This window comes from Micromonospora sp. NPDC050795, assembly GCF_044456785.1.
GTDB lineage: Bacteria > Actinomycetota > Actinomycetes > Mycobacteriales > Micromonosporaceae > Micromonospora.
In genome coordinates, this window is record NZ_JBITGE010000119.1 from 1 (window position 1) to 1,254 (window position 1,254).

General features: G+C 62.1%; 1 protein-coding gene. It reads right to left on the minus strand.

What is annotated here, in order from left to right; genetic code table 11:
- Positions 1 to 210: 210 nt before the first annotated feature.
- Positions 211 to 1,074, minus strand: coding sequence for an SDR family oxidoreductase (locus ACIBEF_RS32525; protein WP_396797253.1), 864 nt, complete (start codon positions 1,072 to 1,074; stop codon positions 211 to 213).
- Between the last annotated feature and the right edge of the window lie 180 nt (positions 1,075 to 1,254).

A 1,254-nucleotide genomic window follows, 5' to 3' on the forward strand; every position in this document is an offset into this window, starting at 1 on the left:
CGTCCTCTACGCCATGCTCCGCGACAAGATCCCCTACCAACCACGCCCAGCCACGCCGATCTCCGCTTGACGAAACCCATAGGGACACCCCCCGGTGGTCTCGGTCGTATTTGGCGCCTCTCCCCTGATCGATCGATCAGCCGCTATTTGCACAGTCCCATACACGGCTAGGGTTTCCACCGATGGCTAAGATTTGCGCTTGCATGTCGGCTACCGTGGCGTCGCTGTGGCTTCCGGACGATCGATGTCGGTGGACCGCGCTGCCTGTTCCTGGGAGCGCAGCGCGGCCAGCCTCTCCTGGAGTGCCCGCTCAATTGATTCATAGGCGTCACTGCCGAGCACTAGCCGTCTGGGCGCCGGGCTGGCGTCAGCCGAGTCGATGATCGCGGCAGCCATCTTCGCTGGGTCGCCCGGCGCGTAGGCTGCGGCGGCTCCGCTGGCGAACACGTCACGCAGTTCGCCGAGCGATGTCTGGCGGTACACCTCTAGCGCTGGCGCGAGTTGTATCGAAGAAGGTGAGTAGAAGCCGGTCGCTGCAAAACCCGGCTCGACCAGTGTGATTTCGATATCGAAGGTAGCCACTTCACCAGCAACCGCTTCAAGGAAGCCCTCAATGCCCCACTTGCTGGCATGGTAGAGGCTCATCCCGGGGACGGCCGTCTGCCCCCCCGCGCTGGAGATTTGGATGATTCGCCCACCGCCCTGCTCGCGCAGGTGCGGTATGACCGTTCGGGCAAGCTGGATCGAACCGATCAAGTTTGTATCCAACTGGCGGGTGATGAGCTCATCGGAGAGCTCTTCCGCTGCACCAAATTGCCCATATCCGGCATTTGACACTACCATGTCAATCCGCCCCAGATCAGCGAAGGCCCGACCGACCGTCGCCCGGACAGCGGCGAAGTCGGTGACGTCGAGCTCCGCCGTCCAAAGTCGTCCGCTGGCGACCGCCAAAAGATCGGTAAGGACCTCAAGGTTTCGGGCTGTCGCCGCGACCCGCTCACCGCGTGCGATGAGCTGTTCGGTCAGATGCCAGCCAATGCCGGACGAAGTACCGGTAATGAACCATGTCCGCACGATGCCCCTCCGATGTCCATGATGGTGGGTGCTGCAACCCTCAGGCACTCTACTCCCGATCGTTCAACCGCCGGCGGCTGCCGTATTAGAACTCCTAACTAAATGATGTTGGGCGTGTCCTCTGGGGGTGTGAGGCTCGTTCTGTCTGAACGTGAGGAGGGGTGAGCAGCCGCCGTGGAT